The organism is Vaginisenegalia massiliensis (assembly GCF_900604935.1).
Classification (GTDB): Bacteria; Bacillota; Bacilli; order Lactobacillales; family Aerococcaceae; genus Vaginisenegalia; species Vaginisenegalia massiliensis.
Window position 1 is genome coordinate 177,831 of the sequence record NZ_UWPC01000002.1, and the last position, 16,122, is coordinate 193,952.

The following is a 16,122-nucleotide window of genomic DNA, read 5'->3' on the forward strand; positions in this document are numbered from 1 at the left end:
AGGTGAGTGGAGAATGGAAAATAATAAAGTAGATATCATCCAAACAACGGAAGAAATTGTCTCAGAAGAAAAATCTCTACCACCGATGGGATTTGAAGTTATTAAACGTGAGTTTATGAAAGATAAGCTTGCTTTATTTGCTTTAATTATCTTAGTAGGAATTTTTGTTGTAGCCGTATGTGCGCCTTTCTTCATGGACTTAGATAAGTTAACGAGAGTAGATATTTTCAACCGTTATACAGCACCAGGTCAAGGTGGTTACATCCTTGGTTCCGATGAAGGTGGTCGTGATATTTTGGCCCTATTAGTGGTTGGAACGCGAAATTCAGTCTTTATTGGTGTATGTATTACTATCTTCTCAATTATCATTGGGGTAGCATTAGGGATCATCTCTGGTTACTATGGTGGTGTGATTGACGATATTTTAATGCGTATTGTTGACTTCATCATGGTATTACCAGTAATTATGATTATCATTGTAGTTGTGACTATCGTTCATAAGTTTACTATTTGGACTTTGATTTGGGTCTTGACGGCTTTTTCTTGGTCAGGAATTACCCGTCTTTTCCGGACAGCTACTTTGAGTGAAGCCTCGAAAGACTATATCGCTGCTTCTAAAACAATGGGTACACCAGACTGGAAAATTATGTTCTTTGGTTTACTACCAAATTTGAGTTCACTCTTTATTACTAACTTTATTCTAAACTTTGCTGGTAATATTGGGGTTGAAACGGGTTTAAGTTTCTTAGGTTTTGGTTTACCAGTAGGAACACCATCACTTGGTACTTTAATCGGTTATGCTTCAAGTCCAGATATTATTGAAAATAAAAAGTGGGTTTGGTTACCAGCTGCCTTATTAGTTTTAGTTATGATGTTATGTATTAACTATATTGGTCAAGCTTTAGGTCGGGCAGCCGATTCTAAGCGCCGTCTAGGTTAGTTAAATAAGCAATATTTAAAGTTGAACTTTATTCTAAATGTTATTTAGAATAAAGTTCGACTTTTTCTTTTTGGGAAGAAAATATCGAAATAATGCTATGGTATTATCGGCTGTATTTGAATAGATAGAAATATATTCTTGACAAGGTTAATTAGAATTGATATCATGCATAATGTTAATCGTAACATTTACATTTTATAGATAGAGGAGAGATATAATGGCAAAGAAATCAAAGAAAGTAAAATATGAAAAACAAAAGAAACTCGTAGAACAATATGCTGAATTGCGACGTGAATTAAAGGAAAAGGGTGATTATGATGCTTTGCGAAAATTGCCTCGTGATTCAAATCCAAATCGGCTTAAATTACGTGACCAACTAGACGGTCGTCCTCGGGCGTATATGCGTAAATTTGGTTTATCACGGGTAAAATTCCGTCAATTAGCGGCTAAAGGTCTGATACCAGGTGTCAAAAAGGCAAGTTGGTAATTACAATTATGAAAGATTGATAGAAAGGGAATTTACTTTATGGAAAAACAAGATATTTCGAGTGCATATCGTCGTTTGAAATCTACCAATATCAAAACTAAACGCCGTGCTAAAAAAATAATCCAAGATTATAAACGAAATAAAAAGAAATAGGAGGAAAACTTTATGGCAGTGCCAAAGCGCCGAACATCAAAAGCAAAGAAAAATGCAAGACGCACACATAAAAAATTAAAAACACCTAATATTAGCATAGACGCCTTAACTGGGGCATATCATCGTTCACACTATATTTCGACTGATGGAACCTACAAAGGACGTCAGGTTCTTGAAAAAGAATAAAGCTTTAGTTTCTCAATCATTGTATTTGGAAGCTTTCAATCAAATTTATGACCAGTTAAGTCGAAAGAACCCATTATTGTCTAGGCGTCAATTATTTTCTGATTTGATCGATCAAGGAATTCTTGAATCAAATGGATTGCCAACTCAATTGGCTATACAAGAAGAATTCATCAAGGTTTATCAAGAAGTTGAAAACATGTCTTTTTCTGAATTTTTGAATTTATATCCTTTTTTTAATGAATATGATGCCTGTCATTTTGAATATGTTAATGGATATTGGGAGATGGATGAACATTTGTATCAGATGTTGCAACTTGAAATTCAAGCCAACTTATTAAGTGATGATGCTCTTTATCAGCTGCAGGTTTACTTTGAAGATCGTAAAATTAATGGGGAATAAGTTTATATATTATTGTTTTCCTTAAGTTTGGATTGTTCACTTGAAAGAAAAATAATATGCTGCCAATTCCAATCATGATCTCTTCTATAATAAAGACGGATGAAAATAGAATAGTTGACAAATTCATATTAAACCGTTATGATTACATACGGTTTAAAGATAATCATTACAAAAGGAGAATATGAATGACGTTTAAAAAATTCAATATTATTTTATTGGCTGTTGCTTTCTTAACCTTTGGAAGCTTTGGTCATGGATTAGCAAAAGTACAAGCAAGCGATAAGAAGCAAGTTGTTACAACTTTCTATCCTGTTTACTATTTAACACAACGTATTGCCGGCGATAAGATGGATGTCACCATGTTACTTGAAGCTAATCAGGATGCTCATGATTATGAAACAAGTGCCAAAGATGTTGCTAGAATTCAAGAAGCTGATGCCTTTGTTTATCAAAGTGATGAAATGGAACATTTCGTAGCAGATGTAACAAAATCATTGGACACCAACAAAACCAAAGTTGTCATGTCAACACAAGGGATTGACTTACTAAAAGGAGCCGGTCATGATCATGCCCACGAAGGCGAAGACCACGCTCACGAAGGTGAAGATCACGCTCACGAAGGTGAAGACCATGCTCACGAAGGTGAAGACCACGCTCACGAAGGTGAAGACCACGCTCATGAAGGTGAAGACCACGCTCATGAAGGTGAAGACCACGCTCATGAAGGCGAAGATCATGCTCACGAGGGAGAAGACCACGCTCATGAAGAAGGTGAAGCTGGACACCATCATGAATACGATCCTCATACTTGGACAGATCCAATGACTTATGCTAAACAAGCGGAAGTCATCAAAAAAGCCTTAGTGGAAATTGATCCTGATAATGCTAAAAGCTATGAAGCTAATACCCAAAAATTAGTAGAAGATTTAACTCAATTAGATAAAGAGTATAAAGAAAAGTTAGCTAAGTTGGACAATAAAACAATTGTTGTGCAACATGCGGCCTTTGGTTATATGGCACATGCTTATGGATTGACTCAAGAATCCATTACCGGAATTTCAACTACTCAAGAACCGAGTGCTGCGACATTGGCTGAAATGCAAAAATTTGTTAAAGATCATAAAGTGAAAACAATTTTTGTTGAACCAAGTTTAGATCAAGCCATTGCTAAAACAGTTGCTCAAGCATCAGGTGCTGAACTTCGCCCACTTCGTACTTTAGAAACCTTAAGCCAAGAAGAAATGGCAAAAGGGGAAGATTACTTAAGTGTGATGCGTGCCAACCTTGAACAATTAACTAAATAATCTGCGAAAGCCATCTTATGATGGCTTTTTTTATTTCTCTGATTTCAAATACCTCGTTCAATATAGTAAAATTATCAAAGATAAAAATTATTATCATAAATACAAAATTCTCTCATTAAATTTTTAATTTAATTCAAGAATACGCTTGCATTATGAGATGGAATGAATTATTATTAGAATAAGATTAGATATTAAAAATCAATGAATTTTCGGAGGGATATCATGAGTAAACTTTTAATTAAACGTGCTTCCTTATTGGCCGCTACTTTAACCCTAGGTTCAGCTACTGTTGGGTCATTAGCTCCTGTCTACGCTGCAGCCCCTAAATTTAACACTGAAGTGAAAAATGAAGGGACAGCCATCAAAGGTGGCGTCTTAAAATATGCTTTAGTAGGCGATCCATTTGAAGGTGTGATGAGTCCAATGTTATCAGATTCAAAACCTGATGCTGACATTGAAGCTTTCTTTAATCCATCACTTTATGGTTACGATGAAAACTTTGTAATTGATGATTCTGGTTTTGCTAAAGTAGAATTCAATAAAGATGAAAAGACAGCAACTATCAAAATTCCAGAAAATACTAAATGGGATGATGGCCAACCATTAACAATCGATGATGTTATTTTCCCATATTATGTAGTCGGCTCGAAAGATTATACTGGAGTACGTTATGATGAACGTTTCGAAAACATTGAAGGTATGACTGAATATCACAAAGGCGAAGCCAAAGAAATTTCTGGTTTAGAGCGTGTAGATGATTATACCTTGAAAGTTCACTATAAGAATTTCAACAACTCAATGATGCAAGCAGGTGGTGGTGTTTCTGAATATGTAGCACCTAAACATATTTTAGAAAAAGAAGACATTGCCAAATTAGAAGACAGCCCTTATGTTCGTAAGAACCCAGTTGGCTTCGGTCCATTTAAAGTTAAATCAGTTGTACCTGGTGAGTCAGTAGAGTTGGTTGCTAATGAATACTACTACAAAGGTAAACCTAAATTAGACGGCGTTGTCATTGACGTAGTGTCTCCAACTTCAGCTGTTGCTGAAATGAAGGCTGGTAAATATGATATTGCCAAATTACCAACGGATGAATATGAAACATTTAAAGATGCTAAGAATTTTACTAACTTAGGTCAAGTTTCAAATGCTTATACTTACATTGGTTTCAAAATGGGTAAATGGGACGCTAAAAAAGGCGAAAACGTGATGGATCCTAAGAAAGTCACAGCTAATAAAGCCTTACGTCAAGCGATGGCTTATGCAATTGATAACAATGCCGTAGGTGAAAAATTCTATAATGGCTTACGTATCTCTGCTAACTCTCCTATCGTTCCTGTTTATAAAGACTACTATAATAAAGATGCTAAAGCTTATAAGTATGACCCTGAAAAGGCTAAACAAGTTTTAGCTAAAGCAGGCTTCAAAGATAAAGATGGCGATGGATTCGTTGAAGATCCAAAAGGAAAAGCATTCAAACTTAAATTTGCGTCTATGTCTGGTGGCGAAACAGCTGAACCATTAGCGCAATACTATTTAGAAGCTTGGAAACAAGTGGGTATCAACGTTGAATTAGTGGATGGCCGTTTAATGGAAATGAATGCTTTCTATGAACGTGTAGAGAAAGATGATCCAAATGTAGATGTCTTCCAAGCTGCATGGTCTACTGGTGGTGACCCAGATCCAGCTGGTTTATACAGTCGTATTGCTCAATTCAACTATTCACGCTTCTCTTCTAAAGAAAACGACCAATTATTAGCGGATATTGCATCTGATAAATCATTTGATCCTGCCTATAAGAAAGAAGCTTTCTTCAAATGGCAAGATTACTTCCAAGAAGAATTACCAATTATCCCAACATTATTCCGTTATGAAGTAACAGCAGTAAACAAACGCGTATCTAACTACAATATTAAATTCGGTTCTGAAACCGATTGGGAAACAGTAGAATTATTAGCTGATAAACCAGCAGCTGAATAATTAAAAAACACTATTTATCCTAAACATAATAACCCCCCGTTTATTAACTAAGTTAATAAGCGGGGGGTTATTTGGTGTTTTATGTGGATCAATTTAATTTGAATTTATGTCAGCTGATACTGATATCGTTTAGCGTTACGTTCTTTTCTAATTTTCACAATTTCATTAAAAATGTTTTCGTAATCAGTTTTGTCCAAGAAATAATTAGTAGAGATGCAGTGAGGGTGTAAGTCTTTAGGCATTCTGAAAGGAGCCAATACTAAATCATAAGACTTGAGACGGTCAGGTAAATAAAGCGATTCAAAATAGTTAGGCCCGTCATAAAAAGAAATTTGAATTTGATTGGAGAATTCACACGATAAAATGTCGTGGATAAGATCAATCATGCCGTCATGGTAGCCTTTTAGAATGATTAATTTTATCGGCTTGTTAAAATGATTTAAATGATAATAGAGATCTTTCCATATGGTAAAGATTTCATCCATGAAATGGTGAATGAGCTGAACGTTAGCATTAAACTGACAGAAATTAATATATTCTGCTACCTTATGATAGATGTAATGATAAAATTTAGGGAAGTTTGTTTGAATGACTTTAAAATATGGTAGACGATAATTTAAGATGAAGTCTTGATTTACGGGGAAATAATAATGGTGGCAGGTAGAGTTATGAATAGCAAGTAGTACGTCTTCCAAATTGGGACAGTCTAGTTTGAATTCATCACAAGTGTCTAGAATAATCTCTTTCATAAATTGATTTTGCTTAGCAATTTTTCCATGATCAGATAATAATTTTGTAAGATAGATGTTATTAGGAGCAAAATAATTATCAAAATAAGGAAAGAACATATCAAAGCCAGTGAGTTTTTTAGGATCAAGCTTATAATGAGTAGCAAAATATTCTTTAATTGAAGATAGATTTTGTCTATCTTTTCGACTTGTACTCATTTGAGGCCAAGAACTAGCTTCAACATTATATCCTTGACTAATTCGATGAACATTAATCAAAATAGCAATCATTAATTGATTATATTGACTAAAATTGGGTTGATAGTTGATTTGTCTTAGGCATTGATTATAAAAATCATAAAAATTGGAAGGAATGATTTCTTGAAGTGGATTATTTGTAGGTGATAAGATCTCGGAAAAATAGCGTTGATAAAATAAGCGATAGTGACCTTCATTGCCTAAAATTTGGCAAGGATTGTTACTAATCTGTAAGTTGAATCCATTATCTTGGAAATACTGATTAATCTTTTTGATTAAACGATATAAAGAAGTGCGACTAATGAGTAACATTTCTTCAATATCGGTTAGTATCAAAGATACTTGAAAAAATAAATAATTTAGTAAATGAAAAGCAGGGCTCTCAGTTAAAAAGTAATGGTAAATTTTTTTAAAGTCATTAGACCTATCCATTTTCAAAGAGCAATATTGATTGATTCGCTCGATTTCCATAAATGGGAACTGCTCATGCAATTGATCAACATCAGCAAGGAATGTTTTTTCAGATATACTAAGATCTTGAAGAACTTGTTCAATAAAAACAGGCTCATCAAGTTTGAAGAAGTATTCACAGATAGTAATCTGCCGACGCTCATAACGATTGAGTAGGTTTTTCATTTATGTCATCCTTTCTAGAGGATAATTGACTATGCCCTGATCGATTAATGTCATAGATAAGGGTTAAAATTTCTTCGATATCAGGGTCAGTAGGTAAAATATTAATACATCGGAAATTTGGGTGATTAATTTCAGGAATGTCATAATGACTTAAGATGATGTCAAATTCCTTAAGCTTTGCAGAGTCATAAGAAAAATAAGGTAAATTATAAAGGCTTATTTCTAATTGATCAGTTAATTCATATTTCAAATAGTTGAGTAACCATTCGTTAGTAGTAGTTGATTCACTATTAAAAATCAATACTTTAATCGGAGCAGATAAGTCAAATAAACGTCGGTAAAAATGGTGGCCGTTTAAGAGAAGAGTAAAGAAAAAACGCTTTAAAAGATTAGGTTTATGATCTAGATTTAATTCACTAAGTAATTTAGTTAATTTATTCTTTAAAAGGTTATATTCAATAGGGAAACGTAAACTAAAATAGTGAACAAGGGCATCTTCTTGTTGTGAAAGGATTGTATTCAAGGAAATATTATTATTTTCCCAATATATTAAGTTGGATAATTTTAATGTGAGAGTGTCTATATCATCAAGTTTAAACGCTAAATCAGTTTGTAAATCATTTAGAAAATGGGTAATTATCTCACATTGTTTATGCGTCTCTTTAGCTAGAATATTGGATTCATCAATAAGCTGTCGATCAATAATAAACCCGTGATCAAAATAAGGATAGAATAGCTGATAATAGAAATCCGCTTTACTTAAATCAAAGGTATTGATTAAAAGGGTTGATAAGTCTGGCAATTTTTTTATTAGTGAATTAAATGATGAATTAGTTTTTTGGGGTGCAACTAAATGTTGATTTTGAATTCGTAAATAATTTACCGCGATAAGTTTAATAAAGAAATTAAAATTAGAAAATTCATTGTCCGGACTCAGTAAAGAATAGAGTTGAAAGCAATTATTGTAAAACTTATCTAAGTTAATAGTGGAGAAGGGCCATTCCATTGGGGTATATGTTTCTGTTATGTAAGTGTAGTAGAGCTTACGAATTAAGCGTTCATCACCCATTAACTGAATTGGATTGGTTGTAATTGTAATTCTGTATTGATTTTGTAAATATTCACTGACTTTGTTCAATGTTCGATAAAGAGTTGAAGAAGATACATTTAATTCTTGAGCCCAATCCTGAATCGACATATTTTCATAGTAGAGTAGTCCCTCTAAGAATTTAAAAGCAAGGGAACGTTTAATAAAACTTTGATAAATGGTTGTTGGGGATATGTGATCAGCAAACCGAAAGCTATATTCAGCATTTCGTTTGGTCAAGTTTATATAGTCTAACTCTTTGGCTAAAAAATCAAAATCATTCAGCAAAATTCGAGTAGAACATTTTAAATCTTTAGCGATTTTCTTAAGAACAAAATGTTGTTCATCAGATGACAAAATTTCTAAAAGCCGCAGTTGTCTTAGTTCTGTTTTCGTTAGCAATTCACGCAAGAGCTGACCTCCTCAAATTATATACATAGATTTCTCATTCTATTTCAAATTTTTCAAGAATCAATTAAATGTTGGAACATTTATTAAAATGAATAATGTTAAAATGATTTCGGACCTTTATTTTGTTTTAAAACAATTGTTGGTTTTAAATGTCATATTTTCGTGTTCATAAATTGTTTTCTAAGATTTTAATCCGAATTGGAACATGTTTAAAAAATAACTTGGATAATTTTGTCTATTATTATAGTACGGAAATAAGAAAATTTGAACATTTTAATGATTATTTTTAAATAATGTGTAAAGGGTTCCACTTTTATCGGTCTTTCTTTTTTTATTTCAGACAAGACTGATTGCTTTCTTACTTGGATTATCATAATTCAAACTGATTTCTAAATATTCGATAGTTTTTTGATAATTAGGAGTGGTTGATAGCAAGACTATTAATTGAGCAATTTCAAGTAAAACAATAAGCACTTTTTTGCAAGGTCATAGCAAAGAATACGTAGGAAAGGAGGATGAGGGTGAAACACTTATTTAAATTACTTATGATTTTTATGACCGTAACACTACTCGGCGCTTGTTCTAATCAAGAATCAGCTAAAGGGGGTGCTAGCTCCACGACTAAACAAGAGCTAACTAAAACAGCCCAGGTTCAACAATTTAATATTCAGCAATTTGAACCCGTTGTTAAGCCAATGTTTGCTAATCAAGCCTTTAAATCAGCTTGGTTAGACTATAAAAACTTAATTGATAAAGTTGAATTTAATTATTTGCCAACACCAAAGGCAAAAGGATCTTCAATTAAGAGAGTAGATAGTCTTAAGCTATTGCGGGGAAAAGCAATTGAGAAGAAGCTAGGTAAGGATAGTTTGGTTAAGATATATACCTATACAACCAAAGATCCTTTTAATAAAAAAATAAGTAAAGAGCCAGGATCAGCACAAATTGCCTTGTTTTATGAAAAAAATCAGTTGATTTTTGCTGGTGTCTATAATAATTCGGCATTATTTAAAGAAAAGAATTTATTGGATCAAAACGTAGTTAAATCACTCGTTAAAAAACCGTTTGATTTTAAACAGCTTAAAACAAAAGAAGTGATTGTATCCGGATTTGGAACAACAGTAGTCAATAATCATGCTTACGGTGTGATTTCAATGCCGAGCGGTGACATAAAAAATCCAACAATGGAATATTTTGCCATCGTTAAGGGTAAATTAGATTATATTACGACCAAAGCAATGGCAGAAGCTGCTAAAAATGAAATATCATTTACCATTGAAGCTATGAATGATTATCTTGTTAATGATTCGAATGAATTCTACAAAATTCATAAAAACGAGTCGGAAACTAATAAAGATAAAATGGAAAAAGAAGATACTAAAAAAGACAAAAATAAGTCTGATGATTCTGCAACAAACAAAGATTAATAATTGGGGAGGAAAAAATTTATTATGACAAAATCATGGAGATTTTACAAATGGTTATTCACGATTGCCATTTTATTAGGCCTTTCAATTGTGGGTACCTCAACAGTTGAAGCTGCTGGAGAATATCAGGGGTATGATTTAAATGATGGAACTAATCAATCCATTGCCTTATATGTCAAAGAAACTGGTGTAGATCCAAATGCTGCCACAGATAAAATTGTATACTGTTTTAATGTAACGAGGGGGGGTTCCTACACCAATTAATGGAGGAGTAGCAGCGGATGCCAATACAGTTTACCCACTGTATACAAAGGTACAAGGAACAGCTGCCAATTTTGCTAATAATGTAGTGGCAAGTCCAATACCGAATGGTTTAACTGCTGATGAACTCCAAGCTGGAGTATTAAAGGCAATTTATAATGGATTAAACAATCAAAATACTAATAAGGAGTTACAAACGGCCTTAGGTTTAAGCGATCAACAAATGAGAGATGCAACACAAGCTGCTGTTTGGTACTTTACAGACGGTCTAACTTATACTCAGGCTTCTCAAACAAACCACGTTTTTATTGATGGAAATGGCATTGTCGCATATAAATTATTAACCGGCCAATACGATGCTTCTACTGCGCAATTTGAATCTTTAGTGAAAGATATTCCAGCACAAGCTACACTTGATCTATTTAAATATACAGTTCCTTCTGGACAAGTTGATGAAGCTTATCAAAACTTAGTTGGAGCTAAATTCGTCGATGCCGTTACAGGTGAAGTGATTACAACCACTTCTGACTCAACGACTACAACGGAAACAACGACCACAACAGAATCTACAACAACAACAGAAACAACGACCACAACTGAAACGACTACCACAACAATAGAAGTGACAGTTAATATTTCAAAAGTCGATGCGGCTAATAGTCAAGAATTGCCAGGAGCTACTCTTACTTTAACAGGTGATAATGGTTTCTCTGAAACTTGGACGTCTTCAACAACGCCACATGTTGTGACACTACAACCAGGTACGTACACATTAACAGAGGATGCTGCGCCAGCCGGATATGAAATTGCTTCTTCTATTACCTTCACAGTAGCTCCAGATGGAAGTGTTGCAGGTGGTAATACCATTACAATGGTTGACCAATTAAGTGCGACTACTACAACTGAAACAACGACGACTACCGAAGCAACAACGACGACTGAAACTACTACCACAACAGAAACAACAACAACAACCGTTGCTCCAGAAGCGTCAGTAACAATTTCGAAAGTGGATGCGGCTAATAGTCAAGAATTACCAGGTGCGTCATTAACATTAACAGGTGATAATGGATTTAGTGTGTCTTGGGTTTCTTCAAGTACTCCATATAACGTGACTTTACAACCAGGTACTTATACTTTAGTTGAAACCTTGGCACCAATTGGTTACGATCTTGCATCATCAATTACTTTCACGGTATTGCCAGATGGAACTGTTGATAAAGGTAATACCATTACGATGGTTGATGAATTAAGTTCAACAACGACAACAACAGAAACAACAACGACAACGGAAGTTCCAACGACAACAACAGAAACAACAACGACAACAGAAGCTCCAACGACAACAACAGAAACCACAACGACAACGGAAGCTCCAACGACAACAACAGAAACCACAACGACAACGGAAGCTCCAACGACAACAACAGAAACCACAACGACAACGGAAGCTCCAACGACAACAACAGAAACAACAACGACAACGGAAGCTCCAACGACAACAACAGAAACCACAACGACAACAGAAGCTCCAACGACAACAACAGAAACCACAACGACAACGGAAGCTCCAACGACGACAACTGAAACAACAACGACAACGGAAGCTCCAACGACGACAACTGAAACAACAACGACAACCGTTGCTCCAGAGACGACAACAACAACCTATGTCGCTCCAAATGATGGTCCAACTAATGCTTCAGTTAAGTTAGTTAAGAAAGATTCACAATCTGGTTCAGCTTTACAAGGCGCTGTCTTCAGCTTAGAACAAGCTAAGAAACTAGAAGATTCAACATCGAGTGTGGATACAACTGTTGCTTCTGAAACTAGCGCAACTACTTTTGAAGCTGCAACAGTAGTAGATAATTCAGCTCAAATGGCTGATTTGAAAGCACAATTAGCTGACCTTCAAGCGCAATTAGTTTCAACACCAGCAACTATTACAAGCAATGAAGTGACTATTTCTACCTTTATTGCTGAACCAGCTGTAACTTCAGAAGATGGTTCAATTATTTCTGAAGCGGTAACTGGTTCAACTGAAATTTCTACACCAGTTGAAAGTCCAAACCCAGCTTATTCAACTCTTCAAAACCAAATCGTAACTATTCAAGATCAAATTGCTGCTTTAGAAGCTGCAACAACTGTTATTGAAACGGCAGCAACTTCAATTGCAAGTGAAACAAGTGCAACTGAAACGACAGAACCACAATACGGTCCATATACAACTTACGCATCAGGTTTAGTAACAGATGCTTCAGGTGTTATTGAAATTAGCGGTTTACCTGATGGTAAATATCGCTTTGTCGAAACAGCAGCACCAGCAGGATACACAGGATCAGCCGTTGTAGAATTCACTATCAAAGATGGTGTAGCATCTAATAATGTATTAGTTGTCACTAACGATAAAATTGTTGAAGAAACTACTACAACAGTAGAGGAAACAACAACCACTTCGGAAGAAACAACAACAACAGAAGAAACTACTACTACTGAGGAATCTACTACGACAACAGTAGAAGATACCACTACTACAGTAGTACCAAGTAAAAAATCAAGCACACCTTCATCAGGTGGCAGCGGTGGAGCTAACTTACCATCTACTGGTGAAACGGCTCAAAATGCAGTGGTAGCCATTGCATCAACGATGATGGTACTTGGACTAATCATTGTTTTAAAAAATATATCATCTAAAAAAGCTGAATAAGCCTGATTTAGATTCGATTATTTGAATATTAAAGGCCAGATTTCTTTATGAATCTGGTCTTTTTTTAAGCTTCAAATAAAAGGAAAATCGTTCTTATTGAAAAGCATAACTTTCTTGATTAAGCGAGAAGATTAAGAAATGCAACATATTTTGAATCGGGGAATGAATAGGAGGGATTGTCCCGCGCCTTGTTCCGATGATATAATGAATGTATTAATAGAAATGTTAAACTTGGTAATAATCGAGATTGATTTCGCTTTTAGATAGGATAGACGATCTAGAAAGTGAACGCTCAACTTATTGAAATATAGGATTAGGGAAGGATATCAACTAACGATGTGGGAATTTAATAAGAAGAAAGTTTATCTAATGGCCTTTATGGCACCGATAATAATTATGCTAGGATCATGGTTTGCTAATGAATATTATCCTTTTGGCTTAAAATCATTGTTAACCATTGATTTTAATCAGCAGTTTATTGATATGTATTTGTACTTTAGAAAGACAGTTTTTACAGCCGATTTTGCGTCTTTATTTTATTCGTTTTCTAAGTCACTTGGAGGCAATATGACAGGAACGTGGGCTTACTATATGCTGAGTCCATTTAATTTGTTTTATCTCGTTTTTCCGGTTAAATATGCTTCGATGGCTATATTCCTTTCGCTATTAACTCGTTATGGAGCGATTGGTTTGTCCTTTGCTTACTATTTGATTAAACGTCGTGATGGGATGAATAACCCACTATTAGTGATTATCTTATCAACGGTATTTGCCTTAAATGGTTTTAGCGTTTCCTATCAAATGGTACCTATTTTCTATGATGCATTATGGCTTTTACCGCTAGTATTGGTTGCACTGGAAGAAGTCATTGATGGACGTCGGCCTTATCGATATATTTTTATTTTAAGTTTGACCTTGTTTATTCAATTCTATATGGGTTATATGATCTGTCTCTTTATCGTCATCTATTCTTGTTTCTATTTAGCTTGCAAACAGGGCGAAGAAGAGTGGGAATTCTATGATATATTTAGCCAGCTAGTTCGGATTGGTTTGTATTCAATCTTGGCTGTAGGTTTGATTAGCTTCTTGTTCTTACCAAACGTAATGAACCTGTTAGACTCCAAAGGGGCTGATGGGGCAAAAATGGTTTTTGATTGGAAGTTGCAAATTCAACCGCTTGATATCCTAGCTAAGCTCATGTTAGGAGCTTTTGATAACACCTCTTGGCCAGCAGGACCTAATTTACCAAATATCTATGTTGGAACGATTGGTTTGCTTGGTTTGTTATCTTACTTTTTAACTAAAGAAATTAGTCGTCAGCGTAAATGGGCTGCCTTGGGCGTTTTTGTTGTCTTCTTCTTTTCTATTTGTCATGAATTTACAAGTAAAATCTGGCATATGGGTCAAAATCCAGCGGGCTTCTTTTATCGATTTTCATGGATTATGGTGTGTTTTATGTTGCTTTTAGCTTTTGATGGTTTAAAAAATTGGGAAAAGAAATCGACTTCTCTAGCATTTGTTCTCTGTTTTGCAGCTTTGTGGTATATTATTGTGTCGATGAAGACTTTCTCTTTCTTATCTTCTTGGCAGATATGGGTTTCAGTAGGTTTATTGGTTGCATTTGCTTGCCTAATTTATCAATTCAATCAAAAAGTATGGACCTGGCTTTTGATTTTGGCTATAACATTTGGCGAACTTGGAACGAATGCATATCTCTCGCAAAATCGAATTGTTCACAATAATGCCTATCGCTTCCAAAATGCCTTGAATGTGATTGATGAAGCCATTGCGCCTATTCGACCACAACAAAAAGAATTTTATCGTATTTCTAAGACCTTCTATCGGAGTAAGAATGATCCGCTTATGTTCCGTTATCCTGGTCTAACGAACTTTTCTTCAAGTTTAGAGGTAAGTACACGGGAATTATTTGAAAACCTGGGTAACTCAGGGATTGATGCGGCCATCTATTATTATGGAACGCCGTTAACAGACGCTTTGTTTGCGGTTAAATATTTTGTCGATAATGATCCTTATACACCTAAGGATACAGAGGAATCTGATAAGACTTATATTTTCCCATCAGATGTTAATCGTTCTGAAGTAATCAATGATAATCATTTTGTTTCAAGTACTGATCGTTTTTCAACATATAAAGTGGGTCAGACGCTCCCTATTGCGTTTGGTATTAATGACCTAACGGCTAAGCTTGAATTGAAAAAGAACGAACCAGTAGAAAATCAGAATAAGATTGCTCAAGCCATGATTAGTAATAAAGAGGCCTTCTTCACGCCGGTGCCAAATGTTACCTTGCAGTTAGATAATCTAACCAAGCGGGAAGATACTGCTCGTCAAGTCTTTTACAAGCGCCAAGATGCGAGTCGTCCAGGTAAAATCATCTTTAATTTTAAAGTAAATAATCCTCAACCGATTTACCTAGCTGTACCTAAAGATCTATCGACGATTAACAACGACACACGCTTAATCTTAAATCAGCAAGAATTAAAGTATCGTAAGAAATTCGGTTCGACCCAATTATTTAATGTCTGTGCAAATCAAGCTGGGCAAAATCTCTCTCTAGAAATTGAAATTAATCGCGATACTGAATTGAACTTAACTGGTTTGCAATTAACGAGTCTCAATTTAGACCATGTGAATGCTTTAATCCAAGCAAAACAAAAACAAGGTTTACAGCTTGAAAAATGGACCAATAATTCGCTAAAAGGGCAGATTAAAATTAGCGATGATAGTAAGTGGCTCTATACATCCATTCCATATGACAAAGGTTGGCAGGTAAAAGTGGATGGCAAGACGGTTAAGACTCAAGAGATCTGGTCTAGTCTTTTAGCTTTCCCAATTAGCGCAGGTCAACATGAGATTAAGATGACTTTCGTCCCTCGCGGCTTTTATTTAGGCCTTGTGGTGAGTCTTGTGGCCTTAGCTTTACTTTTCTTGTTGCGTTATCTTGAAAAAGAAATGTATGTGACTTATGAAGATTCTGATCCACTTTGGTGAGGATTCTTTACTTAATTCTGATATTGAATCAATAAAAGGCCGAATAATCTATTTTCTTGTTAGGCAGAAAGTAGATTATTCGGTTTCCTTTTGTTAATTTTTAGAGTAGGAATAAATGAATAGTTAGTGAAAAGAATGAGAGAAC

The 16,122-nt window shown here is 34.9% G+C and carries 13 protein-coding genes; 11 read left to right on the forward strand and 2 right to left on the reverse strand.

Annotation, left to right across the window (positions count from 1 at the left end; genetic code table 11):
- Positions 1 to 13: 13 nt before the first annotated feature.
- The 7 genes from EIH20_RS01890 (at position 14) to EIH20_RS01915 (ending at position 5,450) form a co-directional block, all read left to right on the forward strand.
- The gene (locus EIH20_RS01890; RefSeq protein WP_124057669.1) at positions 14 to 940 is read left to right on the forward strand and encodes an ABC transporter permease; all 927 of its coding nucleotides are present in this window, start codon (positions 14 to 16) and stop codon (positions 938 to 940) included.
- Between the two features lie 217 nt (positions 941 to 1,157).
- Complete coding sequence (gene rpsN / locus EIH20_RS01895) at positions 1,158 to 1,427, forward strand: 30S ribosomal protein S14 (protein ID WP_124057670.1); 270 nt, start codon at positions 1,158 to 1,160, stop codon at positions 1,425 to 1,427.
- Between the two features lie 39 nt (positions 1,428 to 1,466).
- Positions 1,467 to 1,580 (forward strand): putative metal homeostasis protein, encoded by a 114-nt coding sequence (locus EIH20_RS08530; RefSeq protein WP_164470838.1) that lies wholly within the window; start codon positions 1,467 to 1,469, stop codon positions 1,578 to 1,580.
- Between the two features lie 12 nt (positions 1,581 to 1,592).
- A complete protein-coding gene (rpmF, locus tag EIH20_RS01900; RefSeq protein ID WP_124057671.1) occupies positions 1,593 to 1,766 on the forward strand; it encodes a 50S ribosomal protein L32 in 174 nt (57 codons plus the stop codon).
- Complete coding sequence (locus EIH20_RS01905) at positions 1,753 to 2,166, forward strand: hypothetical protein (protein WP_124057672.1); 414 nt, start codon at positions 1,753 to 1,755, stop codon at positions 2,164 to 2,166. Before rpmF ends, EIH20_RS01905 begins: the two co-directional genes overlap by 14 nt.
- Before the next feature lie 185 nt (positions 2,167 to 2,351).
- On the forward strand, positions 2,352 to 3,470 hold the full coding sequence (locus EIH20_RS01910) for a metal ABC transporter solute-binding protein, Zn/Mn family (RefSeq protein ID WP_124057673.1): 1,119 nt from the start codon (positions 2,352 to 2,354) through the stop codon (positions 3,468 to 3,470).
- A 222-nt stretch (positions 3,471 to 3,692) separates the two neighbouring features.
- Positions 3,693 to 5,450, forward strand: a complete 1,758-nt coding sequence (locus EIH20_RS01915) for an oligopeptide ABC transporter substrate-binding protein (RefSeq protein ID WP_124057674.1) — start codon at positions 3,693 to 3,695, stop codon at positions 5,448 to 5,450.
- A 104-nt stretch (positions 5,451 to 5,554) separates the two neighbouring features.
- Here the strand turns inward: EIH20_RS01915 and EIH20_RS01920 are convergent, their stop codons facing one another.
- Both EIH20_RS01920 and EIH20_RS01925 read right to left on the reverse strand, forming a co-directional pair.
- Positions 5,555 to 7,072, reverse strand: coding sequence for an AcpB/EbpR/MafR family transcriptional regulator (locus EIH20_RS01920; RefSeq protein WP_124057675.1), 1,518 nt, complete (start codon positions 7,070 to 7,072; stop codon positions 5,555 to 5,557).
- The gene (locus tag EIH20_RS01925; protein WP_124057676.1) at positions 7,047 to 8,570 is read right to left on the reverse strand and encodes an AcpB/EbpR/MafR family transcriptional regulator; all 1,524 of its coding nucleotides are present in this window, start codon (positions 8,568 to 8,570) and stop codon (positions 7,047 to 7,049) included. The genes EIH20_RS01920 and EIH20_RS01925 overlap by 26 nt, the downstream gene beginning before the upstream one ends.
- Positions 8,571 to 9,091: 521 nt before the next feature.
- Between EIH20_RS01925 and EIH20_RS01930 the strand changes: the two genes are divergently transcribed.
- The 4 genes from EIH20_RS01930 (at position 9,092) to EIH20_RS01945 (ending at position 15,977) form a co-directional block, all read left to right on the forward strand.
- On the forward strand, positions 9,092 to 9,997 hold the full coding sequence (locus EIH20_RS01930; RefSeq protein ID WP_124057677.1) for a hypothetical protein: 906 nt from the start codon (positions 9,092 to 9,094) through the stop codon (positions 9,995 to 9,997).
- A 24-nt stretch (positions 9,998 to 10,021) separates the two neighbouring features.
- Positions 10,022 to 10,261 (forward strand): hypothetical protein, encoded by a 240-nt coding sequence (locus tag EIH20_RS01935; RefSeq protein ID WP_124057678.1) that lies wholly within the window; start codon positions 10,022 to 10,024, stop codon positions 10,259 to 10,261.
- A gap of 85 nt (positions 10,262 to 10,346) precedes the next feature.
- Positions 10,347 to 12,965 carry a SpaA isopeptide-forming pilin-related protein gene (locus EIH20_RS01940; RefSeq protein ID WP_124057679.1) on the forward strand — a complete coding sequence of 873 codons (2,619 nt, stop codon included), beginning with the start codon at positions 10,347 to 10,349 and terminating at the stop codon, positions 12,963 to 12,965.
- A gap of 336 nt (positions 12,966 to 13,301) precedes the next feature.
- Positions 13,302 to 15,977 (forward strand): YfhO family protein, encoded by a 2,676-nt coding sequence (locus EIH20_RS01945; RefSeq protein WP_124057680.1) that lies wholly within the window; start codon positions 13,302 to 13,304, stop codon positions 15,975 to 15,977.
- Positions 15,978 to 16,122 lie beyond the last annotated feature (145 nt).